The sequence below is a fragment of the Clostridium uliginosum genome (genome assembly GCF_900112485.1).
GTDB classification, from domain to species: Bacteria; Bacillota; Clostridia; order Clostridiales; family Clostridiaceae; genus Clostridium; species Clostridium uliginosum.
On the sequence record NZ_FOMG01000005.1, the window covers coordinates 116,614 to 138,945 of the forward strand.

At 27.0% G+C, this 22,332-nt stretch carries 18 protein-coding genes, 1 pseudogene and 1 other annotated feature; of the genes and pseudogenes, 8 read left to right on the forward strand and 11 right to left on the reverse strand.

Translation table 11 applies throughout. From position 1 onward, the window contains the following. The first annotated feature begins 179 nt into the window (after positions 1 to 179). Together BM027_RS05240 and BM027_RS18860 are read left to right on the forward strand one after the other, a co-directional pair. The gene (locus BM027_RS05240; protein WP_090089485.1) at positions 180 to 1,007 is read left to right on the forward strand and encodes a ComEC/Rec2 family competence protein; all 828 of its coding nucleotides are present in this window, start codon (positions 180 to 182) and stop codon (positions 1,005 to 1,007) included. A 119-nt stretch (positions 1,008 to 1,126) separates the two neighbouring features. After that, positions 1,127 to 1,278, forward strand: a pseudogene (locus BM027_RS18860) (glutamate--tRNA ligase); the annotation flags it as partial. A gap of 247 nt (positions 1,279 to 1,525) precedes the next feature. Here the strand turns inward: BM027_RS18860 and BM027_RS05245 are convergent. Beyond that, positions 1,526 to 2,293, reverse strand: coding sequence for a ribonuclease H-like domain-containing protein (locus tag BM027_RS05245; protein WP_090089439.1), 768 nt, complete (start codon positions 2,291 to 2,293; stop codon positions 1,526 to 1,528). 14 nt (positions 2,294 to 2,307) lie between these two features. Next, positions 2,308 to 3,036 (reverse strand): HAD-IB family hydrolase, encoded by a 729-nt coding sequence (locus BM027_RS05250; protein ID WP_090089440.1) that lies wholly within the window; start codon positions 3,034 to 3,036, stop codon positions 2,308 to 2,310. 204 nt (positions 3,037 to 3,240) lie between these two features. Between BM027_RS05250 and BM027_RS05255 the strand changes: the two genes are divergently transcribed. The 3 genes from BM027_RS05255 to BM027_RS05265 all read left to right on the forward strand — a co-directional run bounded on the left by BM027_RS05255 (position 3,241) and on the right by BM027_RS05265 (position 5,541). Continuing rightward, positions 3,241 to 3,462 carry a FeoA family protein gene (locus BM027_RS05255; RefSeq protein ID WP_090089441.1) on the forward strand — a complete coding sequence of 74 codons (222 nt, stop codon included), beginning with the start codon at positions 3,241 to 3,243 and terminating at the stop codon, positions 3,460 to 3,462. Positions 3,463 to 3,477: 15 nt separating this feature from the next. Further along, complete coding sequence (gene feoB / locus BM027_RS05260; RefSeq protein WP_090089442.1) at positions 3,478 to 5,241, forward strand: ferrous iron transport protein B; 1,764 nt, start codon at positions 3,478 to 3,480, stop codon at positions 5,239 to 5,241. A 141-nt stretch (positions 5,242 to 5,382) separates the two neighbouring features. After that, positions 5,383 to 5,541 (forward strand): FeoB-associated Cys-rich membrane protein, encoded by a 159-nt coding sequence (locus BM027_RS05265; RefSeq protein WP_090089443.1) that lies wholly within the window; start codon positions 5,383 to 5,385, stop codon positions 5,539 to 5,541. 304 nt (positions 5,542 to 5,845) lie between these two features. On the opposite strand, the gene BM027_RS05270 is transcribed toward BM027_RS05265, so the two are convergent. The 3 genes from BM027_RS05270 to argS all read right to left on the reverse strand — a co-directional run bounded on the left by BM027_RS05270 (position 5,846) and on the right by argS (position 11,014). Next, complete coding sequence (locus BM027_RS05270; RefSeq protein WP_090089444.1) at positions 5,846 to 6,964, reverse strand: AI-2E family transporter; 1,119 nt, start codon at positions 6,962 to 6,964, stop codon at positions 5,846 to 5,848. Positions 6,965 to 7,113: 149 nt separating this feature from the next. Continuing rightward, positions 7,114 to 8,883, reverse strand: a complete 1,770-nt coding sequence (locus BM027_RS05275; RefSeq protein ID WP_090089445.1) for a sensor domain-containing diguanylate cyclase/phosphohydrolase — start codon at positions 8,881 to 8,883, stop codon at positions 7,114 to 7,116. 439 nt (positions 8,884 to 9,322) lie between these two features. Continuing rightward, positions 9,323 to 11,014, reverse strand: a complete 1,692-nt coding sequence (gene argS / locus BM027_RS05280) for an arginine--tRNA ligase (RefSeq protein WP_090089446.1) — start codon at positions 11,012 to 11,014, stop codon at positions 9,323 to 9,325. Positions 11,015 to 11,163: 149 nt separating this feature from the next. Further along, positions 11,164 to 11,401, reverse strand: a binding site (T-box leader). Positions 11,402 to 11,599: 198 nt separating this feature from the next. Here argS and BM027_RS05285 point away from each other — a divergent pair. Next, the gene (locus tag BM027_RS05285; protein ID WP_090089447.1) at positions 11,600 to 13,105 is read left to right on the forward strand and encodes a Ppx/GppA phosphatase family protein; all 1,506 of its coding nucleotides are present in this window, start codon (positions 11,600 to 11,602) and stop codon (positions 13,103 to 13,105) included. A gap of 305 nt (positions 13,106 to 13,410) precedes the next feature. Here the strand turns inward: BM027_RS05285 and BM027_RS05290 are convergent, their stop codons facing one another. From BM027_RS05290 to BM027_RS05300, 3 genes are all read right to left on the reverse strand, one after another. Next, positions 13,411 to 14,049 carry a site-2 protease family protein gene (locus BM027_RS05290; RefSeq protein WP_090089486.1) on the reverse strand — a complete coding sequence of 213 codons (639 nt, stop codon included), beginning with the start codon at positions 14,047 to 14,049 and terminating at the stop codon, positions 13,411 to 13,413. A gap of 117 nt (positions 14,050 to 14,166) precedes the next feature. Further along, positions 14,167 to 15,198 carry a dipeptidyl-peptidase IV gene (locus BM027_RS05295; RefSeq protein ID WP_090089448.1) on the reverse strand — a complete coding sequence of 344 codons (1,032 nt, stop codon included), beginning with the start codon at positions 15,196 to 15,198 and terminating at the stop codon, positions 14,167 to 14,169. Between the two features lie 16 nt (positions 15,199 to 15,214). Next, on the reverse strand, positions 15,215 to 16,249 hold the full coding sequence (locus BM027_RS05300) for a phosphodiester glycosidase family protein (protein ID WP_090089449.1): 1,035 nt from the start codon (positions 16,247 to 16,249) through the stop codon (positions 15,215 to 15,217). A gap of 440 nt (positions 16,250 to 16,689) precedes the next feature. Between BM027_RS05300 and BM027_RS05305 the strand changes: the two genes are divergently transcribed. Further along, positions 16,690 to 17,655 carry a biotin--[acetyl-CoA-carboxylase] ligase gene (locus BM027_RS05305; protein ID WP_090089450.1) on the forward strand — a complete coding sequence of 322 codons (966 nt, stop codon included), beginning with the start codon at positions 16,690 to 16,692 and terminating at the stop codon, positions 17,653 to 17,655. 464 nt (positions 17,656 to 18,119) lie between these two features. Here BM027_RS05305 and asnA read toward each other — a convergent pair whose 3' ends face one another. Both asnA and BM027_RS05315 read right to left on the reverse strand, forming a co-directional pair. Beyond that, positions 18,120 to 19,127, reverse strand: coding sequence for an aspartate--ammonia ligase (asnA, locus tag BM027_RS05310; protein WP_278320208.1), 1,008 nt, complete (start codon positions 19,125 to 19,127; stop codon positions 18,120 to 18,122). Positions 19,128 to 19,284: 157 nt separating this feature from the next. After that, positions 19,285 to 20,235 (reverse strand): L-lactate dehydrogenase, encoded by a 951-nt coding sequence (locus BM027_RS05315; RefSeq protein ID WP_090089452.1) that lies wholly within the window; start codon positions 20,233 to 20,235, stop codon positions 19,285 to 19,287. A 495-nt stretch (positions 20,236 to 20,730) separates the two neighbouring features. Here BM027_RS05315 and BM027_RS05320 point away from each other — a divergent pair, with 495 nt between their 5' ends. Beyond that, a complete protein-coding gene (locus BM027_RS05320; RefSeq protein ID WP_090089453.1) occupies positions 20,731 to 21,348 on the forward strand; it encodes a 3'-5' exonuclease in 618 nt (205 codons plus the stop codon). A 405-nt stretch (positions 21,349 to 21,753) separates the two neighbouring features. On the opposite strand, the gene BM027_RS05325 is transcribed toward BM027_RS05320, so the two are convergent. Further along, on the reverse strand, positions 21,754 to 22,332 hold a 579-nt coding region (locus BM027_RS05325), incomplete at its 5' end, for a glycine radical domain-containing protein (protein ID WP_139209537.1).

A 22,332-nucleotide genomic window follows, 5' to 3' on the forward strand; every position in this document is an offset into this window, starting at 1 on the left:
GCACATAATATGATGTTTTTACATTTTATGTAATAGTTATCACTTGCTAATTATATTATTTTCCTTCTCTAAATTTATTTAAAATGATAAACTTAATGCATGTTCAAAAAATAACAAGTCAGTATACCTAAAAAGGGGGAACTTAATTGAAAATTAAATTTAAATTTCTAGCTGTATTTATGATAATTCTTATATTTTCATTTGTAGGTTGTACAAATGAAAATTCTAAAAAATCTATACAAAACTCAAATTCCAATGAGATGCTTGTACATTTTATCGATGTAGGACAAGGTGACTCAATGTTAATTCAAGCAAACGGAAAAAATCTTTTAATCGATTCCGGTCCAAAGACTGGTAAAGATAATCTTCTAAATTATTTGAAATCATTAAATATATCTAAATTAGATTATGTAATTGCAACTCATCCACACGAAGACCATATTGGAAATATGGCTGATATTATAAAAAAATATGATGTTTCAAATTTTTATGCTCCAAAGGTAGAACACACCTCAAAAACATTTGAAAAAATGATTGAATCTTTACAATCTAAAAATCTAAAGATCAATGTAATAAAAAAAGGAGTGGATTCAATTAATTTAGGAAAAGGTACAAAAGTTACTGTATTCTCTCCTACTCAAGATTCTTATGAAGAGCTTAATAATTATTCTCCTGTTATGAAGATTGAATATGGAAAAACTTCATTTTTATTTACTGGAGACGCTGAAAAAGAAGTTGAAAAAGAAATATTGAATAATAACGATGATATTGAATCTGATGTTCTTAAGCTAGGACATCATGGATCATCAACTTCTACTACAAAGAATTTCCTTAAAAAAGTAAATCCATCACTTGGTGTAATTTGTGTTGGCAATAATAATACTTATAATCATCCCAATAAAGATACTATTTCACGTTTAAAAGACAATAACGTAACTATTTATCAAACAAATAAAGAAGGAACAATAGTACTTTCTTCTAATGGAAGTACTATTACCAAGAGATGATTACTAATGCATTCTTCGCTAAGAATACCCAGTTAAGCATTGACATGAAATATTCATTGATATATCATAGAATTAATATCATAAATTATGTCCCTTTCATTACTTTTTAAATGATGAGAGGGCTTTATTCAGGTACAAACGATGAAATCTTTACTCTTGAAGAACTAATTAAAATATTTGATTTTAAAGATATAGTTAAATCCCCTGCAATCTTTGATGATTCAAAACTTAAATGGATGAATGGAGAATATTAAGAAAACTTTCTTTAGAATAATTCCATGAACTTGCTATGCCAGAGTATAAAAAGGTATTGAATTACTTAAGGCATTGTAAAATACCTTAAATTTAAATATAAAAGCCCTCTTGATTATTTAGTATCAAGAGGGCTTTTAAAGGTACCGTATTATTTATTTCAAGTTTATTTTTCTTAGCTTCAGATCAATATTTCTTAAAATAATAATTTTATCAATCTGAAGCTTAGAAAAACTCTTCTAAAAATTATAAGTTATAAAATAAAGTTAGTGATTTATTATTGATTTACTCTCATAATCAAAGCCATTAATTTCTTCACTTATTTCATTTATATTATTATCATCTTCCAACACATTCTCAAAGTCATCAAGTAATTCTTCTTCAATATCTTCAAAAATATACTTTTTCCAATTAATATAAATATGGTAAAGATTTACAACATCTTGTTCGTTATAAAGAAGTATTTTTTCTATCTTTTCTTGTGGCATTCTCTTAAAATAGCTCTTGTCTTTTAATACTTTATGAAAAGTTTTAGCTAAATTAGATCCACTAATAACTTCTCCTTCTCGTATAATGTCAAAGAGCTTTTCTAAATTTTTAAGTCCTATTGAGCTTATTTTATTCTTTTCATATTCCTTTTGAATATCAATGGAATCATATTCCTCATTAAAATTGTATTCAATCCCATATTGCTTAAAAAGATAATTTATAACAGTAAAATCATTATTACCTGAAAAAGTAACTATAGCTTTCTTACCCAATTCTTTCATCTTAATAAAATATTTTTTTGCTAAATAAAGTATATCTACTGCTTCATCTCTATCTTCAATCATATATTGAGTTACTAAAATTTCATTTTTTTTATCATTAAACTCACAAGCTCCAAATACACCTATACATTTAGGTTTCTTATATACATAATGTTCAAGATCAAAGAATATAAGTTCACTCGGTAAATATTTTCTTTTTTCAAGTTTTATCATAAATTCATCACTAAACTTTTCTACTTTTACGTTGTTCTCACGAATAATCACAGTACCACTCTTTCCTATACAAATTGTATATCTTCAATATCTAAGTTGTAGATTACATCCTTTCTTTCAACTATAACATTAATTTTTTCTATTAATTCCCTATCTTTTAAAACCTTTTGTAAAAGTTCTTTTGTTGGATTAATACAATATGGATGTTTCACTTCCTTAAACATAGTATAATCTCCGGATGTATCTCCATAAGCATAACTTTTATCAAGATCAATTCCATGCTTTTCTACTAAATCATTTATAGCCTTAGATTTACTTTTACTGTTCCACATTGCAACTACTTCACCAGTATACATACCGTTATCATCTATAACATAATTTGCACCCTTGTAATCACTAAATCCATACTTATTAGCCATTTCTTTAACAAGTTCTGATGGTGAACCTGATATTATCATTATAATATGACCTTGCTGTTTATGCCACTTTATTCTATCTCTTGTAAAAGTGTAAACCCTATCTCCTTTTTGCTCAACTACTTTTTTTGCTATATATTCTACTTGATAACTATATAACCCATTAATAGCTTCTAAATAAACATCTATCATTTTTAAAAGGTAATTGTCATAATCACCTTGTCTTTTATCCCATTTCATAAAATCTGGTCTTACTTCATTATACCATCTTTCTGGTTCTATAATCTCATATTTGACCATTTTTTTAAACACCTCAGTAATTAAACCTTCTCTGTATAATGTTCCATCTAAATCAAAAAATGCTCCTATTTTTGACATTACCCCACCTCTTCTCTTTTAGCATATTTTAAGGTTTTTACATTTTATTATACATTATTTTTCAAATTAGTTAAAGATTCTATTCATTCTTTTTATTCTTATCATATATATTATGTTTTTAAATCCAAAGTATTGACTAACATATCTTAATGATGATATTATTATTACTTAGGCGATAATAATTTTCAATTGGAGGTGATATTCATGTGTCTTTGTGATTTAAAGCCAGGAGAAAAAGGAATTATAGCTTCCGTCCAAGGGGACTTAAAATTAAAAAAGAGATTATTTGCTTTAGGATGTATTGAAGGTACTGAAGTTGAATTTAAAAGAAGAGCACCATTAGGAGACCCAATAGTTATCACTTTTAGGGGCTTTGACTTAGCAATTAGGAAAAATGATGCTAAAAATATCTTATTATCCATATAGGGAGGATTTTAAATTATGACAACTGTAGCTTTACTAGGAAATCCTAATGTAGGAAAAACTACCTTATTTAATGCCTTAACAGGATCAAGCCAATATGTTGGTAATTGGCCAGGTGTAACTGTTGATAAAAAAGAAGGTTACCTTGATAATGTTAAAATTGTAGATTTACCTGGTATATATGCCATGGATACATTTTCAAATGAAGAAAAAGTATCTAAAGAATTTTTAAAAAACGGACAAGTTGATTTAATACTAAATATTATTGATGCATCAAATCTTAATAGAAATCTTTATTTAACTACACAACTTAAAGAATTTAATAAACCAATAGTATTAGCTTTAAATATGATAGATATTTGTGAGAATAAAGGAATAATTATTGATTACAAAAAATTATCTAGTCTTTTAAATGTAGAGGTTATCCCTATTGTAGCTGGTAAAAATATTGGAATTGATGATATATCTAATAGGCTAAAGGAAGAAAACTTTCTTTCTGACAATGATTCTAAACAATATGATTTTTCTTCTGAAGCTGAAGCTTATGCATTTATTGAGGAAGTATTAAGTAAAAGTGTTACTCAATCAAAACAAAATCAAACTAGTTTTTCAGAAAAACTAGATAAAATATTATTAAATCCATGGCTTGCATATCCAATTTTTTTACTTGCAATGACTTTAATATTTCAAATCACATTTTCTTGGATTGGACAACCATTATCAGATTTATTGGATACATTTTTAAATAATGGAATAATTCCATATATGACTAATCTGCTTTCTAATTCTGCTCCATGGTTTCAATCTCTTATTGTAGGTGGAATAATTTCTGGTGTAGGTGGAATAATTGTATTATTACCAATCATATTAGTATTGTTTATATGTATAACAATACTAGAAGATAGTGGTTATATGGCTAGAGTAGCTTTTCTGATGGATAAATTAATGAGGAATATGGGATTGTCTGGCAAAGCCTTTATCCCAATGATAATAGGTTTTGGATGTACTGTTCCTGCTATTATGACTGCAAGAACATTAGAGAGCGAAAAAGATAGGAAATTAACAGCACTGCTTGTTCCTCTAATGTCTTGTAATGCAAGACTTCCTGTTTATACAGTTTTTGCAGCTGTATTTTTTGAGTCACATAGAGGACTTATAGTAGCTTCATTATACTTGCTTGGAATAATAATAGCCTTTTTATTAGGTATATTGCTTAAAAATACATATTTTAAAAAAAACGAAGAACCTTTTATAATTGAAATTCCAGAATATAAAATACCAAAGTTATCATCAATAATTAAGCAAACTTTGGATAAAGCTTCAGAATTCTTAAAAAAAGCTGGAACAATAATATTTGCAATGAGCGTTCTTATTTGGTTCTTATCAAACTTTAATCTTCATGGAATGGTTGATCAAGTTAATGATAGTATTTTAGCTTCTATAGGTAATGTAATTGCTCCTATATTTGCTCCTTTAGGTTTTGGTAACTGGCAATCTGCTGTCTCCCTACTTTCAGGACTACTTGCAAAGGAATCAGTTTTGGCTTCTATGGGCGTAATATTCTCTGGAGATTTATCTATGATTTTGCCAGTTCATTTTACAAATTTATCAGCTTATGCTTTCTTAGTATTTATATTACTTTATACTCCATGTATATCTGTAGTTGGAACTATGAAAAAAGAATTTGGTACTAAATTTACTTTAATCTCAGTATTTTATCAGCTAATTCTAGCATGGATTGTAGCGTTTTTAGTATTCAATATAGGAAATTTAATTATTTAAGAATATGAAAGAGAATAACAAGTCAAAGATACGACGTATATTTTGTGTCATACTGACTTGTTACTTTTTTAAATATGCCTTAAAATAAAAATTAATCATTCAATATATAAAATCTAATTGTTTAAGGTAGGTGTTACTTTAATGATAGAAATATTAATTACTATTGCAATTTGCTTATTTGCAGGATTTGTAATATTTAAATCAATAAAAAATTCATCAAAAGGTAAGTGTAGTTGTGGTGGATGTAAAAACTGTTCCCAAAACTGCAATACTCAAGATGATGATAAAAATAAAAAATAAAATTTATTTATAATTTTATTTAATAATTGCTAATGATTTTTAGTTTAATAAATATTTTAAGTTTTGATATCATGAATCTATCTTAATGTGTATGTACTATAATAAAAGTTGAAAATTAATACTTTAATCTCAACTTTTTTAATATGCCTTAGGCATTTCCAAATAAATAACTAGTAAATCTTCTTGTGTTTTTTGTACTATACAGCGTCAGTAAATGTAGCTAATAACTGCATTCACTTCCTTGTCTAGTTCAAAAAATCCTAAGAATCTTTTACTAGTTATTTATTTTACAATGCCTTGTCTATTAAATTTTTTCTCTTTTTACTAACTCTGCATTATTTGCCTTAAACTTTTTTACAACTTCAATATAATATACTCTCATAGTTGCCATTGTAGGTGATGCTAATAGCATTCCTAGTGGACCTAAAAACGCTCCTGCAATCATTATCCCCATAATAATCCAAAATGGTTTTACTCCAATCTTTGCACCTACAAGCTTTGGTTCAAGATACCATGCATCAAATTGTTGAATTCCAACTAAAAGTACACATACTATTACAGCTTTCATAGGTGAAATAAAAATTGATGCTATTACACCAATTATTATACCTACAAAAGGTCCAAAATATGGAATCATGTTGGTAATTCCTACTATTAACGCTAAAAGTAATGCATATGGTGCTTCAACAATTATTAATCCAACTAGCGAAATCAACCCTATTATAGATGAATCTACTGCTTTTGTACCAATATAAGCGCCAACCATTTTATTATATATTCTAACAAAATTTATTAGTTTATTTGCTTTCTTTTCTTTTAATATTATATAACAAAGAGTTTTAGCACCATTTATAATGTTTTCTTTATCTGCCAATACATAAATAGCTATTAAAAATCCTAATAATATCTTAACTAAATTTGTTGTAAAAGATAATAAATATGTTAACATTCCTTGCAATATAGTTACAGTAAAATTACCAATTTGAATTGACAATAATTGAATCTTTTCTAAAAGTCCTGCTTGAGTAATCAATCCATATAATTTTTTATTTTTAAGTGCAGCATTAATCCATCCTTGTACAACTTGCATATAGTTTGGAACTTCTTTAGTCATATTTCCAATACTATTTATAAGACTTGGGATAGTAAAAAATAAAAACATAACTACTATTCCAGCTATAATTGCATATGTTATTAATATAGACCTTGACCTTGAAAATTTAAAATTTCTTTCAAAAAACATCATTATAGGATTTAACATGTATGCACAAATTAAAGAATATATAAACGGAGATATAATAGATAAGAATTTCTTAGTTAGATCAAAGAAAAAATCATAATTATCTATAATTTTATATCCTACTATTCCAATCAACCCAAATATTAATATATCTCTATATTTAATATTATTATTTATAAACAATAACCATTCTCCTTTCTTCATAAAGTGTATTAAAACTAATTATAACATATATTACATTTATAAATACATATTATTAGCTAATTAAGGTATTCAAACAGTTAATTTATATAACTTTTATACATTTCAGCCCAATGCATAATTTTTTCTAACTAATTTGTTTTTGTTTCTTCTAAATATTCTATAAATAAATTCACTATTTCAGAATCAAATTGACTCCCTGAACAATTCTTTAATTCTTTAATGGCTAATTCCTTACTTACTGCCTTCTTATACACTCTATCATTTGTCATAACATCATATGAATCTGCCACATTTATAATCCTAGCTACTAATGGTATAGCCTTACCTTTTAATTTGAGAGGATATCCCTTACCATCCCATCTTTCATGATGAGTTAAAACACCTTTAGCAATGCTATTTAATTTATTAGATGCTTTTACTATTCTATATCCTTTTTCGGTATGAGTTTTTATTATTTCAAATTCTTCATTTGTCAATCTACTTGGCTTAAGTAATATTTCTTCACTTATACCTATTTTCCCTATATCATGCAATTTAGCTACTATTATTAATTCATCCATTTGAGAAGTTGATAAATGTAATTTTTCACCTATGACTATTGCATTTTCTAGCACTCTTTCAGTATGTTCTTCTGTCTCCATACTTTTAGTTTCAAGTCCTGCTTTTAATGAATACATTATGGAATTATTAATACTATTTTCATGTAATAATTTTTGACGATATACTTTATCCTCAGCATCCTTTAATGTATCATATATATTTTTACTAAGATTATTAGTTATAGATGCACCCAAAGCTATACTTATGTCAATTAAATCATGCCTGTAAACCTTACATCTTTGAAAAACCTTTCTTATCATAGACTCACATTCATCCTCAGTAGCATTTGGAATTAACACTACAAACTCATCTCCACCAATTCTGAATACTAAATCCTTTTTATTACATACATCTTTTAATACTTTGGTTATTAATTTCAATAACTTATCACCTTCTAAATGCCCTAATGTATCATTTATTACCTTTAATCCATTAGCATCTCCCATTATTACACCTACTGGAAAATACTGTTCATTTAAAAATTCTTCTGCCTTCTCTTCAAAATAAGCTCTATTATATGCACCTGTTAGACTATCTGTATAACTTAAATATTTTAGTCTTTCTTCTATTTCCTTTTTTTCAGTGACATCTAAAACAAGGCCAACTACTCCAACAACTTCACCATCTTTATCTATTACAGGCTCCTTTACAACTTCACTATATACTGTTTTGTTTTGTTCAATCTTAGTTACTATATCAGTGAAGATAGACTTTTTACTTTTCATTACTTCTTGATCCCCTTGAGCATATGCAGATGCTAATTCTCCACTAATCTGTATATCAACATCTCTTTTACCAATTATCTCATGTACACCATTTTTTTCATGAAATTTAGCATATTCTTTATTTGCATAAACATATTTCCCCTCTGTATCCTTATAAAAAATCATTCCAGGCAGCGTATCTACTATTACCTTTAATAAATTTTTTTGTTCTTCTATAACTTTGTCTTTTTCTTTTACAATTCCTAGATTAGCATCTATACCAGCTATAGCTTTTATAATTCCATTCTGATCTATCAATGGAAATATAGTACATTTTCTGTATACTCCATCTACATACCCCTCTTCCGTTCTAGATTCTAAAGTTTCTATAACCAAATTACATTGATCATTATATTTTTCTACTACTAATTCACTAAATACATCTTCATGCTTTAGTCCAATAAATTCTTTTCTTTTTCCATTATGTATCTTTTTATATTCATTATTTGCATATATAAATTTTAATTCCAAATCTTTTATCCATACAGGTTGTGGAATATTCTCAACTACTAATTGAAATATCTTATAATCCATTTTCTCATTCTCCCTCTCACTTACATTCATGTTTTAAATTATTAAAAATATATTATTAACTAATCTAAAAATATTTTACAAATAATCTAAAATTGAACTACTTTTATTATAAAATATTATGTTATATCTTTCTACTTATAGTTTTAGCTATAAGTCATCAATAAATCTCAATTATATACAAAAATAGTCATCAAACTAATTCTACTATTAGCTTAATGACTATAATAAGTTCAGGCACATTAAAATAAATAACAAGTAAGTCAGCTAGTCTATTTTGCGTCATAAGAAAGCTCGACTCGTATATACTCGCTGAGTAAGTGATTCACACAAAATCATAGATTACACGGTGTGAAAGTTCGGAGAACGAAATATAAACTCTAGTATATTTAAGAACATACTTTTTTATCTAAATTTCTATACACTAATTTTTAAATCTTTGCTACATTTTTTGAACTACATCTATTCCTAATAGTTCTAAAGCATTTTTAATTACTTGTAAACTACTCTTAACTAAGCTTATTCTAGTAGCCTTTAAACTTTCATCTTCCAAGTTTAATACTGAATGAGCATTATAGAACTTATTAAATGCTTTAGCAACTTCAATAACATATCTTGTTAAAATTGATGGCTCCAATTTATCTGTTGCAAGCTTTATTTGATTATTAAAATTAGCTAAAGACTTAACTAATTCAAACTCTTCTTTTGAAGATAGTTTTTTATAGTCAACTTCACCACATATATTTTCTGCTTTACTTAATATACTATTTGCTCTAGCATATGAATATTGAACATAAGGGCCAGTTTCTCCTTCAAAAGATAATATTTCTTTCCAATCGAATACAATATCTTTTTCTCTTGAATTCTTTAAATAAGTAAAGATAACAGCTCCAACACCTATTTTTTTAGCTACTTCTTCTTTATTTTCAAGTTCTGGATTCTTTTCATTTATAACCTCTAGTGTTTTTTCAATAGCTTCTTTTAATAAATCATCAAGTAAAATAATTGAACCATTTCTAGTTGAAAGCTTTCTATCTGCAAACTTAACTAATCCAAAACCTACATGCACACAATCTTTTGACCATTCATGCCCTGCAAGTTCTAATACCTTAAATACTTGTTTAAAATGTAGTGCTTGTGGTGTGCCTACTACATAAATACTCTTATAAAAGTCATAAGTTTTCTTTCTATACATAGCAGCCGCTAAATCTCTTGTTGCATATATTGAAGCTCCATCTCCTTTTAATACTATACAAGGAGGCATGTTATATTCATCAAGCATTACAACTTGAGCTCCATTACTTTCTACAAGTAATTTTTTATCTTTTAATTCATTAACTACAACATCCATTTTATCGTTATAGAACGCTTCTCCTGCTAATGAATCAAATTCAACACCTAATATATCATAAACTCTTTCAAATTCTTTTAAGCTTAAATCTCTAAATCTCTTCCAAAGAGCTGTAGCTTTTTCATCTCCAGTCTCTAGTTTTTTAAAATTTAACCTTGCTTCATCATTTAAGCTAGGATCTTTTTCAGCTTCTTCATGGAATTTAACATAAATTCTAAGAAGTTCGTCAATTGGAGCTTTTTCTAAAGCTTCCTCATCTACCCATCTACTGTAGGCTGAAATTAGCTTACCAAATTGAGTACCCCAATCTCCTAAGTGATTTATACCTACAACATCATATCCTTCTTTTTTAAACATCTTATATAATGAATTTCCTATTGCTGTAGTAAATAAATGTCCAACGTGAAATGGCTTTGCTATATTAGGTGAAGAATATTCAACACATACTCTCTTTCCTTCTCCTATATTTGATGAGCCATAGCTATCTCCATCTTTTAAAACTTTTTCTATTGTATTTTTTGCAAATGTTCCTTTATCAACAAAAAAGTTTAAGTACGGTCCAAGAGATTCAATCCTTTCAAATCCTTCTTTATCAATAGATTCTTTTAAAGTTTCAGCTATCATATTAGGAGATTTTCTCATTATCTTTGAAAGTTGAAAACACGGGAAAGCATAATCTCCCATTTCAGGTTTTGGTGGTATTTCAATAAGCTTCTCTATAACGTTAATCTCTAAATCTACATGTGCTTTAATTAATTCTGAAATTTTATTTTTATAATCCATAATATAAGCCTCCTCAGGTTTTTATTTAATTATTATTTTTTCCAAATGTCTAAAAAGCAAAGTAAATATTTTATGCTTACTATAATAAACATTAGCTTTTAATAAGAAAAATTTTATATTTTTCTAAAATAAAAAATCCCCCTCTTAAATTAAGAGACGAATTATCCGCGGTACCACTCTAATTGTATTTTTATCACATAGTTAAACTCGTAAATAAAAATACCACTTAACTTTTAACGCAAAGTTATTTGCGACCATCCCTACTTTTTTTATTTCAGGTGATTTCTCCAAGGTTCTTTTCCTCTTAATTTATCCATAAGGCTTACACCAACATCCTTACTCGCTTTAGAAATCAATTAAAAGTACTCTCCTCTTCTCAGAATTTCTCTATATTAATCTTTTTTCATTATACAAATGAGATTACTATTTGTCAATCTTAAAATTACATAAAATTAACTTCTTCTCCATATAAATTAATTGCTAAATGTTGTATAATAAGTATTAGTTTTTATAAAGTGATTCTTAGGTTTATATGGAGTTTGCTTATATGCCTAATAATTATTAATACTTGTGAGGAGTTATAAAATGAATAAAATAGGTGTTATTTATATTGGTGCTAATTCAGTCAAATTTACATTAATGAATGTATTGAAAAATGGTTATTATAAAGTTATAGGAGAATCAAGTAGTGATATAAAATTATCTAAAGATTTAGTTGAAGGTAATGAATTATCACAATATAAAATTGAGGAAACTCTTGCAAATGTACGTTCATTTAAATCTTTATGCACTTTTTCAGATGTTAAAGAAATAATTGCAGTTGCTAATTGCTCACTAAAGAGAGCTTCAAACTGTAATGATTTTCTTGAAAAAATAAAAGATCAATTTAATATTAATGTTACAGTATTATCTAATGAAGAGGAAATACATTATACTTATTTAGGAGTAACTAAGAGTATATATACTACTAATTCTCTTATTCTTGATGTATGTGGTGCTTCTACTCATTTAACCTGGGTAAAGGATGGGAAAATTAAAGAAAGTGCTACCATTCCATTTGGAAGCTTAAATTATACTTTTCAATATCATTTAGATGATAGAATATGTTATGAAAATTTGGACAAGTCTATTTTAAATATAAAAAGTGCTTTAAGTGACATTGAATGGTTAGAAAAAGAAAAATATGAATCTATTATAGCTGTTGGTGGTACTGCTAGAGCAATTTGTAAAATTGATAGAGCAAAAAAGAGATATCCCTTTGATATACTACACAACTATAAATTAAATGACATCGATGTACATAAAATATACAACTTATTAAAATGTAAAGATTTTAAGCAAAGAACTAGAATTGAAGGCTTATCATTAGAAAGAGCTGACTTAATAGTAGGTGGATTAACTATATTTGATACAATAATTGAAAAGGTTAAATGTGAAGATATTATTATTTCAGGTAGAGGCTTAAGAGAAGGAATTATGTTTGAATATATTGAAGAGCATTACACTCCTATTAATGACATATTAGATTATAATTTAAACGGTATAATCGACTATTTAAATATTAATAGAATACATGCTGAACATGTATTTAATATAACCTCCATACTTTTTAATGAATTAAAACCACTTCATAAGCTAGGCGATAAATATAATAACGTTTTAAAAACTGCAACTTTATTACATGATTCAGGTGTTAGTATAGATTATTATCATCATCATAAACACTCATTTTATGTAATACTAAATTCAAGTATTAATGGCCTTTCTCATAAGGAATTGTTAATGAGTGCAGCAATTGCAGCTACTCATAATGAAAAAGATAAGGTGGCATTACCTCCTTTCTTTTCTATTATAAATAAATTTGATATTAAAGCTATTGATTCCATTAATATATTACTTATGATTGCTGAACATTTAGATAAAAGTCTTGAAAGAGCTGTAGATTCTTTAAATGTAGATATTACAGAAGAAAGCGTTCTAATTACTATTTCATCTCATTTAAATATTAATTTAGAAATAAATCAAGTCCTAAAAATGAAAGATAGATTTAAAAATATTTATGGTAAAAATTTAGAAGTAAAACAAATTTAAGACATATGAAAGAAAAACAAAAGGGGCTGTCTCAGAATTATCAAGTGAAGTAATAACAAAGAAATAGAAATAACATTTATTAAAGAAGATTAGAAAAATTTTACTAATAGTTTCTAACATTTAAAGTTGTACCCATAAAAGATTGCTCCTAATATGCATTAGGACAATCATTTATGGAACAACTTCAAATGAAGAAACTCTAAGCTTATTTTTCAATGTTTCTTCCACAAATGTTATTTCTATTTCTTTTTTTGAATATACATCATATCATTAAATGATTTGTATTATAATACAGCCCCTTTTGTTTAAAATATTCCAAATACAAATGCTGATAATTTTAATAATAAATTTATTATTATTTCAGATGGTATAGAAATTAAAACTCCACCAAAAAATATTATGGCAAACAATATTATCATTTGATATCTATATAGCTGATCTTTAATTGCATAAAATTTTTCTGGCATTAAATCTTCTAAAATGTGAAATCCATCTAATCCTGGTATAGGAAGTAAATTAAATATAAAAATATTAACATTAATCACTATTGTATTTAAAATCATACTTTTTATAACACTAAAATAAGATATTGGCAAAATGGTAATTGCAAATCTAACATACAATCCATATATTATAGCAGTTATAACTCCTATAATTAAATTAGCTAATGGTCCTGCCAAGCTCACTTTCAAGTCATCTTTGTAATAATTTTTATATGCTGATGGATTTGTTTGAACTGGTTTAGCCCATCCAAACTTAAATATTAAAATCATTAAAAAACCTATTGGATCAATATGCGCCGCAGGGTTTAATGTTAGCCTTCCTTGAAATCTGGCTGTCTTATCACCTAATCTATCTGCAACTCTTGCATGTGCATATTCATGAAATGTAAAAGCAATTAAAATTGCTGGTATTACTAATAATACATCAAGTATTTTATCCATATAATTCATATATTTTTACTCCTCATTCAAATTAGTATTAAGCATATGAAAGAAAATAATGAAACCATCCCTTTTTAAATTTTCTCACCTTTGGGATAGTTTCATCTAATAAAATTTCTACTTTTTAATTAAGCTAGTATACTGTAATTTACCTTCACTGACAGTAGCTACAAAGTTTTCCTTAATTTCCACCAATTTTCCATCGTAAGAAACTTCTTTCCCTGTTGTTAGATTTTTAACCATACCTTGAAGGTTATCATTAATTAATATTTCACTTTTACTATTAAAGAAAAGATCATTTTTATTTATAACTTGAGTTAAATCTACACTTTTCCACGCTGATATGTCCTGATCAACAGTTCCATAAGTTATTTTTGATATTTTATCAGAAGTAATCTCTCCAATATATATTGTATCTTCATTGTCAATTCCAAGAAGCGTTAATTTTTTATCTGATTTGAAACTCAACTTTTTATTTGGACTTGTTAAATAAAAAGTATTATTTAATTCATCTTGATAAACTAATCTATCTGCATGAGGAATTACTTCGATATTACCTAAAACATTAGATTGAAGAGAAACCTTAGAAATAGTATGATTTATATCTATTCTATAAATAGTATCCTTCATGGCACCTCTATATATGTCAACATAATACACTCCTGTAAGAACAGATACTGTTATCTTCTTTACTTCCATATTTTTTTGATATTGACATACTTCATTAACAAAACTCTCATAACCATTTTTAGCATCATGAGTTATAATCTGTATCTTATCTGTTCCATCCTTTTGGATTTTTTCTGCAATAATAATTCTATTTCTATCTGGAAGCCACTTATAATACAGAATTTCTCCCGATTTTTCAGTTGTAACTTCAGTTTTTGTACCTGTTTTTGTATCCTCTATGTATAAAACTTTATTTTCATAATAAGTTAAGTATTTCCCATCATATGATATTTTAACCTCTTCAGCATCATTTGGGATAGTTGCTTTTATATTTTTTGTATCCTCTTTATCTGCTTCTACTTTTGTCATTTTAAAATCTGATGAGTGCTTAAATACAAAGCTATCTAACACGAATAAACCAGCAAATTGTAGTACTAGAGATAGCATTGCCCAAGCAATTATTTTCTTAAACATATTCATTTTATGACCTCTCCTTTTACTTAACAATAATTGCTGTTGGTATCGCTCTTTCCCCTAGACTATCTGATGGAGTATTAACTATATCGCCCTCATAATACATTGTTGTTGATTTCCCACCATCTAAATTTATTGCATTAACTGCTCCACATTTATATATGACTTCTTGCGCTTCTTTTAAAGTAGCACCTAAGCTTGTTATGCTTCTACCATCTATAACCAAGAAAAGTATTGCTCCATCTGCTCTTTGTCCTATTACAGTTCTCGGCGCTATTCCCCAACCACCATCTCCACTCATTGGTGTCATTTTCCCATTTACGACAAGAGAAGGTCCAAAACTTAATGCTTCTTGAACACCTAATTTTTGAAGTTCATTTACTGAATAGTTACCAACTATTAACTTTCCTTCTTTTGTTATTGCTAATAAATCAGTTTTATTATCTTCTCCTAAATCATTAAATTCAATTTTTCCGTTATTCATAATAATCCCAATTGGAAGCCCACCATTTCCAGTCCATTGAGCATTAGAAGATTTATCTGTAAATCCACCTCCATTAATAGCAGCTATAGCACCATTATTTTCTGCAATTTTAGATGTAGTTTCTCCTTCTTTCTTTAATTTTGAAGTATATCCAACTTTTACTCTTGTTGGATCTTTTATAACTAAAAGATATCCTTTATACTTACTATTTTCAATTTCATTTAATTCAATAGTTCCATCTTTTACTTTTGGTATTTTAATTTCATCCACATTAGTATTTTCACTACTGGAAACTGAAGAACCTCCTAAAATTTCTGCTATTTTCTCGTCTGACAAAAACCATTTTGCTAAAAATTGATGATTCATTGATGTCATCGCTGCTCCAACATAGTTTCTTTTTGCATTTTCAAAAGGTCCATATAAAAGCGCAAAAGGTCCTGTACAAGCTGTAAAAACAAGCATAAATGCTAAAAAAGCTAGAAAAGTTTTAGATGAAAACTTTCTCTTCTTTATTTTAGAATTTTTTTGTCTAGCTTTTACTGGCCTCTTTTTCTTTTTTATGTTTTTATTCATTTATTTTTTCCTTTCTAAGAGTCTTTGTATTAAATATTACTTAAAGTTAGACTATCCTTATAATTATATAATATGAATATTTAAAATTCAATAATTATGCCACTAATTATTTTGATTCTCGCTATTTTATACGCTTTTTATACAACTTAAATCTAATATGATATAATTTATTTAACAGTTTTTTAAATTTATTAGATAATATGTCTTAATTAAGGCATATTAAAGAAAATAGCAAATCAAAGATGTGACGTATATTTGGTGTCAGACAAGGAGATGAAATTAACGCATAGCAAGCCATGGGCTGATTTTATCGACACAGTATGACGCAAAATAGACTAGCATACTGAATTGTTATTTATTTTAATATTCCTAATATTATTTTAATTTGTTAAAATTAACTTAAAGCTAACTACAAAACTTATTATACGAGGAGATATTATATGGAACTCAAAATTTTAAATAAATTGAAAAATTCTTCAGGATATATATCTGGTGAACTCTTAAGTTCTCACTTAAATATATCAAGAAGTGCTATATGGAAGCACATAAAATCACTTAAAGATAAAGGATATATTATTGAAGGAGTATCTAAAAAGGGCTATAAACTTATTTCTTCTCCTGATTTATTAAATCCTGTAGAAATTATACCTTTATTAAAAACAACTGAAATAGGCAAAGATATTAAATATTTTAATGAACTTACTTCTACAAATGACAAAGCAAAAGAACTTGGTAAAAGCGATGTACAAAGTGGAACTTTAGTAATAGCTGAAAAACAAACTTTAGGTAAAGGACGGTTTGATAGGCAATGGATTTCCCCTAACGGTGGAATTTGGTTTACATTGATACTAAGACCAGATATCCCTCCAACAGAAGCTTCAAAAATAACTCAAATCGCTGCTGCTTCTATTTATAAAGCATTACTTGAACTAGATATCAAAGTAAATATTAAATGGCCTAATGACATATTTCTAAACGGAAAGAAAATATGTGGAATATTAACTGAAATGAAATGTGATATGGATAGGATACATTATTTAATTGTAGGTGTTGGAATAAATGCTAATATTGAAAGCAATGATATTCCTAATGAATTAAAGGAAATCGCTACTTCTCTCAAAATTGAATTAAAGCAAAATTTTAAAAGAACTGAGATTCTTGCTAATTTCTTAAATCATTTTGAACAACTATATAATAAATTTATATTAAATATAGATATATCAGAAGTTATATCTATATGTAGGGCTAACTCTAATATTATAAATAATAAAGCAAAATTAGTAACTTACAATAAAGAAGAAATAGTAACTTGTGTTTCATTAACTGATAACGGCGAACTTGTTGTTAAAGATGCAGATGGAAAAGAGAAAATTATAACCAGTGGTGAAATTAGTTTCAGAATATAAGGCATATTAAAGAAAATAATTAGTCAATTCCCTAAAGCAAATATTTATTGACTAAAAAATTAAAAAAGCTACACTCAAATATTACTTAGTTTATATTTGAATGTAGCTTTTTTCTATATACTATATTCTCTAAGCTCGTATTTTACAAGCAAATTCTTAAATTCTTGGCTATGTTTTAGCAGAGTGTTGATATTGTTATATATTATAAAGCGGGCTAAGAAATTGAACTTAAGAACGTCTAAATGAGTATAGTCCTCTTTTAGCTTGCTCCAAAGGCAAGCTTTGAACAAGCAGGAAAGATGACAATACTCATTAAGAGTTCTAAAAGTCCAATTTCAATGTCCACTTTACAAAAATATAACAATATCAACACGGTTTTAAAACAAAGCCAAATTCTTAAATTCTAGGAATTATATTATTCTTTAATTGAATGATATAATTTTTTCCGTGATATTCTTTATAAATTATAATAATCTTATATCATGTTGAGAACAAATTTTTAGATTCTTTTCATCCCATATTGAAGCTTGAATTTCTCCAATATGTGCCTTTCTTAAGAAAAACATACATATTCTTGATTGACCAATTCCGCCTCCAATTGTATATGGCAATTTTCCTTCTAATAGTAGCTTATGGAATTCAAGATTTTTTCTATCTTCACATCCTGCAATTTTAAGTTGTTTTTCTAAAGCTTCTTCATCAACTCTAATACCCATTGATGATACTTCAAATGCTCTATCAAGTACTGGATAATAGAAAATTATGTCTCCATTTAAAGTCCAATCATCATAATCTGGAGCTCTTCCATCATGTTTTTCCCCTGATTTTAAAGTTCCTCCAATTTTCATTATAAATACAGCACCTTTTTCTTTAGCTATAATATCTTCTCTTTCTTTAGATGTTTTATCTGGATATTTATCTTCTAATTCCTGAGTAGTTATAAAGAAAATATCTTCTGGTAAAAACTTCTCTTCATTTATTAATTCATTGCAAGAATAATCTTCAAGGTTTTTAAAAATTTTATATATAGTTTTTACTGTATCTTTTAAAGTTTCTAAGCTTCTTTCTTGTTTTGTTATTATTTTTTCCCAATCCCATTGGTCTACATATACAGAATGAAGATTATCTAGTTCTTCATCTCTTCTTATAGCATTCATATCTGTATATAATCCCTGTCCAACACTAAAGCCATATCTAAATAAACTATATCTTTTCCATTTTGCTAATGAATGTACTATTTGTACATCTTTACCTGTCGCTAAAATATCAAAACTTACAGGTCTTTCAATACCATTTAAATTATCATTCATACCTGTAGCAGGTTCAACAAATAATGGTGCTGAAACTCTAGTTAAATTTAAATTTTCTGCAATAGCTCTTTCAAAAAAATCTTTGATTTTCTTAATATGAACTTCTGTTTCAATTAATGAACTCTTGCTCTTATAGCCTTCTGGAATAATAACGCCTTCAATTTTCATGTATAGTCCCCCAATTTCTTCTATTATTTTATATTTATTAATAAAAAAGAGGTCATAGAATGCTCAATGCATACTTGACCCCATTGTCAACAAAAACTTTATTATCCACATTATAATCAAATTTATTTCACTTGTCAAACTATAACTTATATTAAATAGATAACTTTTCCATATGCTCTTTTAATAATTTTGCTGATGATTTTAGTTTATTTATTTCGCTATCACTTATCTTTGGGTCAATTATTCTTTCTGCACCATTTCTATTAAGTATAGTAGGAATTGCTAAATATATGTCCTCTATATCATACTCCCCCATCATTAAAGAAGATACAGTTAAAATTGTATTTTCATCTCTAAGTATTGATTCTACTATTTTATTTATAGCTAAAGCTATTGCATAATAAGTTGCTTTTTTTCTGCTAATTATTTCATATGCAGAGTTCTTAACATCTTTTTCAATTACAGCTTTAATTTCATCATCCCATTCTAATCCAAACTTCTTTGAATACTCTTCAAATGTTTCTCCAGCGATACTTCCAGTACTCCAACTTACAACTTCACTATCTCCGTGTTCTCCCAAAACATAAGCATGAACATTATTATTATTAGCACTTAAATATTTGCCAATAACATATTTTAATCTTGATGTATCTAATACCGTGCCTGTTCCTATTATCCTTTCTTTTGGAAAACCTGATAACTTATATGTTATGTATGTTAATATATCCACTGGATTAGATGCAACTAACAAAATTGCATCTGGACTATACTTAGTTATTTCTGGAATGAATCCTTTGAAAATATTATAATTTTTTTCTATTAAATCTAATCTAGTTTCTCCTTCTTTTTGAGCTGCACCTGCTGTAATAATAATTATATCAGAATCCTTAGTTTCATTTATATTACCTGCATATATATTTACTGGTTTTATAAAAGAAGTTCCATGAACCAAGTCCATAACCTCTCCCATAGCTTTATCCATATTAATATCATAAATACATATTTCAGTAGCTACTCCACTGTTCATTAAAGCAAATGCAGTTGTTGATCCTACAAATCCTGCACCTACAATCGATATTTTACGTTTTCTTTCTTTTATCATCTTTAGTCCTCCTAATTACTTCACTCTACATATATTATTATCATTTCTTAGTAAATTATTTATTGCAAACTAGTTATATATATTCTAATCAAAACAATTTTAATTTAGGCCAGTTATTATTAGTCAAGAAATGCTTTTTATTTCCTACCATTTAAGTATACATTGAAAGTAATTTGAATTCAATATTAATTAATAATAATTATTTATTAATTTTAAATTAAGCATATAAAATAAAATAGCGAGTTAACAATACGATGTATATTTTGCATAAGTACAAAGAAGAATCTTTGATTCATATCTATATATGCTAACATGCCGACATAGTATGACGCAAAATAGACTAGCATACCGACTTGTCATTTTTTGAATATACCTTATTTGAAAAAGTCCTGAAATACTATATAATTAAACTTAGCATTAAAAAGAAAATAATGTATTAAGATAGTTAAATTAATTTAACTTGACTTTGTAAAAAACTAGGAGGTATTATTTAAAATGAAATTATTATTTTTTGATACAGAAACTACAAGCATTAAACCAGGTAGTATATGTCAATTAAGTTATATAACAGTTGATGCTAGTGTAAAACCTCAATTAACCACCGGAAAAAATTTCTTTTTTACAGTAGATGAAATGGATCCTTCTGCTCAAGCAATTCACGGTTTTTCTTTAGAAAAGCTTTATGAATTATCAGAGGGTAATTACTTTGAAGATATAGTTCCAGAGTTCATTCAAGATTTTTTAGATGCAGATTTTTTAATAGGTCATAATGTTAACTTTGATATTAGATTCTTAAAACATGAATTATCACTTTTAGAAGAAGATTTTAACCCTAAGCATTCATTCTGTACTATGGCTCATTATAGAGATATATGTAGAATTCCAAAATCGAATGGAGAAATTAAAAATCCAAAATTAGAAGAGGTTATAAACTTTCTTAACATAACTAAAGAACAAATTACAGAAACATCTGATAGACTATTTAAAGGTAGTGGAAATTATCATGATGCAAGATTCGATACAACAGCAACTTATTTAACAGTTACTGAAGGCTTAAAAAAAGGATATTTTCCTAGAGGATATTTTACTAATCTTCTTAAGAATAAAAAATAATATATATGTTCTAAGTTAATATAATTCATTATTTATAAGTTTAGGCATATTAAATAAATTTATATAAACAATGATTTTTAGAATATATATATTTAAATTATATTTTATAGAACTTTAAGAAAATTAAGAAGCTTTAGCAACATGCTAAAGCTTCTTAATTTTTAACTATGTTTTAAGTGAATGTTCATATTGTAAAACATAGCCTGATTTTTTCATAATTTCTTTCTATTTTTCTTGCACATATTCTATAATTATAAAAAAGTTTTTAGTTTCAAATTAGATTTTGACCCAATCTGAAGTTTAGAAATGATTGTCCAGTTACGTAGCAACTATTATTTACAGCTTTTAGACGATGTAGATAAATGTCGATAGCCATAAAAAAATTATGCCTCTCATTTATCTAACTTATATATTTTCGTGGAATGTTCTGCTTATAACTTCCAATTGTTGTTCTTTTGATAATCTACTAAAGTTAACTGCATATCCTGAGACTCTAATTGTCAATGTTGGATATTGTTCTGGGTTTTCCATAGCATCAATTAATGTTTGTCTATTAAGAACATTAACATTTAAATGATGAGCTCCTTGTACAAAATATCCATCTAAAATTGAAACTAAGTTATCAATTTTTTGTTCTTCAGTTTTTCCAAGTGCATCTGGAACAATTGAGAATGTATTTGATACACCATCTTGACATATTTCATTATATGGTATTTTAGCTACTGAGTTAAGTGATGCTAATGCTCCATTTACATCTCTACCATGCATTGGATTAGCTCCTGGTGCTAAAGCTTCTCCTGCTTTTCTTCCATCTGGTGTTGTACCAGTTTTCTTACCATACATAACATTAGATGTAATTGTAAGTGCTGATAATGTATGCTTAGCATCTCTATATAGAGGATGTCTCTTAAGTTCTGATGAGAATTTATTAACTAATTCTACTCCTAAATCATCTGCTCTATCATCATCATTTCCGTATTTAGG

Bases quoted from the DNA above. Each gene is read 5' to 3' on its own strand.
- feoB (WP_090089442.1), top strand. From the start codon at position 3,478: ATGACAACTGTAGCTTTACTAGGAAATCCTAATGTAGGAAAAACTACC.
- BM027_RS05275 (WP_090089445.1), bottom strand. From the start codon at position 8,883: ATGGATTATAAGATATTTCAATTAGTAGTTGAGAATATTCCACAACCT.
- BM027_RS05290 (WP_090089486.1), bottom strand. From the start codon at position 14,049: ATGGATAAAATACTTGATGTATTATTAGTAATACCAGCAATTTTAATT.
- BM027_RS05285 (WP_090089447.1), top strand. From the start codon at position 11,600: ATGAATAAAATAGGTGTTATTTATATTGGTGCTAATTCAGTCAAATTT.
- BM027_RS05305 (WP_090089450.1), top strand. From the start codon at position 16,690: ATGGAACTCAAAATTTTAAATAAATTGAAAAATTCTTCAGGATATATA.
- BM027_RS05240 (WP_090089485.1), top strand. From the start codon at position 180: ATGATAATTCTTATATTTTCATTTGTAGGTTGTACAAATGAAAATTCT.
- BM027_RS05255 (WP_090089441.1), top strand. From the start codon at position 3,241: ATGTGTCTTTGTGATTTAAAGCCAGGAGAAAAAGGAATTATAGCTTCC.
- argS (WP_090089446.1), bottom strand. From the start codon at position 11,014: ATGGATTATAAAAATAAAATTTCAGAATTAATTAAAGCACATGTAGAT.
- BM027_RS05300 (WP_090089449.1), bottom strand. From the start codon at position 16,249: ATGAATAAAAACATAAAAAAGAAAAAGAGGCCAGTAAAAGCTAGACAA.
- BM027_RS05265 (WP_090089443.1), top strand. From the start codon at position 5,383: ATGATAGAAATATTAATTACTATTGCAATTTGCTTATTTGCAGGATTT.
- BM027_RS05250 (WP_090089440.1), bottom strand. From the start codon at position 3,036: ATGTCAAAAATAGGAGCATTTTTTGATTTAGATGGAACATTATACAGA.
- BM027_RS05315 (WP_090089452.1), bottom strand. From the start codon at position 20,235: ATGATAAAAGAAAGAAAACGTAAAATATCGATTGTAGGTGCAGGATTT.
- BM027_RS05295 (WP_090089448.1), bottom strand. From the start codon at position 15,198: ATGAATATGTTTAAGAAAATAATTGCTTGGGCAATGCTATCTCTAGTA.
- BM027_RS05320 (WP_090089453.1), top strand. From the start codon at position 20,731: ATGAAATTATTATTTTTTGATACAGAAACTACAAGCATTAAACCAGGT.